Origin of the sequence: Budvicia aquatica DSM 5075 = ATCC 35567 (genome assembly GCF_000427805.1) — a bacterium.
In the GTDB taxonomy this organism is placed as follows: domain Bacteria; phylum Pseudomonadota; class Gammaproteobacteria; order Enterobacterales; family Enterobacteriaceae; genus Budvicia; species Budvicia aquatica.
Genome location: NZ_ATYS01000123.1, coordinates 1 through 1,335, shown reverse-complemented (window position 1 = coordinate 1,335; position 1,335 = coordinate 1). Strand labels below are relative to the sequence as shown.

Here is a 1,335-nt window from a genome sequence, read left to right as displayed (position 1 = left end):
TAAGTTGATTTTAATCAACTTAAAGTGTTTTAATTTTTTCATGATTTAGACCTGTATTAATTTATTTATTAATGTTCAATAGCGTTAGTCTCTTTTATTGTGAATTATATCGCCTTGATTTCATTGTCTTTAAAATCACCTGTCAAATAGTTACTCTCGATCAATNNGATNTTATTGATAGTTATAATCTATCAATGTATGAATATTGATCGTTATTAACAATTTGATGGTTTTCCGATTCAACCCTATGTTGCTCCAGATAAAGATATACAAACCCCATTCATTGTGAGTGTGTTTTCCACGTGGGCGGATTGAACTTAAACCCAGTATCTGAATGAGCTGGAAGGGGAGGAAATATCATGATGAAAATGCTGATACCCATCTGTCATCACTGTAACCAGACTCGCAGTGTGAGAAAGCACGGTAAAGGTAGGTCGACGGGGACGCAACGCTATTACTGTCAGTCATGTAAAAAAACGTTCCAGACTAAATACATTTATAAAGGCAATGAAGCGCAGATAGCGCGGCAGGTCACCCGATTAATATCGCAAGGTAATACGCCGGAGATGATTGGCGCGGTGCTTCAGGTCGGACTGTCCACGGTCCGTCACTATCTCGGCAGTTCACACATAGCCCACATTAGCGACCTGAGTGCGTGATATTCAGGTCTTCCTCTCTCAGTGACTTCATCAGGACAGCGCGTTCGGCGCAAGGGAATGAAACAATGAAAATAACAATGCGTCTTTCGATTATCGCCTTATGGCTGATGGGCAGTGGCGTGGTGATGGCCGCCCATGAAGTAACTCATAGCGCGCCTGATAGCACACCAGCCTCTCGCCTTTATACCGTTCCGGCTGACAGTAGCTTGTATCAACTGGCCTTGCAAAGCGGCGTGACCGTAGCGCAATTGCGTGCACTGAATAACGGAGGCGTTGACCGCCGTGAGTTAATGAAGGCCGGTGAAAGTCTATTATTGCCCGCCACTTCGCCATTGTTACCCGTGGTGGATAATGCGGGGTTGTATGTCAATAACCTGCCGGAATTAGGCATGGGTAACGCCCCATTACCGAAAGCCGACAAGGATGGCAAGATGCCCGCTTCTGCGATGGAAATGAAAGCTGCCGGTACGGCTCAGGCNGTGGGGGGGCAGGACTGGAGCAATATGACCGGCGACCAGGCGCAAAATCAAGCCGAAAGTTGGGCAAAAAATAAAGCCAAAGCCGAAATTCTCAATCCAGTCCAGCAACAGGCCCAGGATTTTTTGGGCAAGTTTGGCAAGGCTCAAGTGAGCATCACTGTTGATGATGACGGCAGTTTAAAGAACAGTGCCGGGTC

The 1,335-nt window shown here is 46.1% G+C and carries 1 protein-coding gene; it reads left to right on the top strand.

The genetic code is table 11. The features are described from left to right. Positions 1 to 359 precede the first annotated feature (359 nt). Positions 360 to 659 carry a hypothetical protein gene (locus tag YWE_RS28260; RefSeq protein ID WP_036016773.1) on the top strand — a complete coding sequence of 100 codons (300 nt, stop codon included), beginning with the start codon at positions 360 to 362 and terminating at the stop codon, positions 657 to 659. The last annotated feature ends 676 nt before the right edge of the window (positions 660 to 1,335 follow it).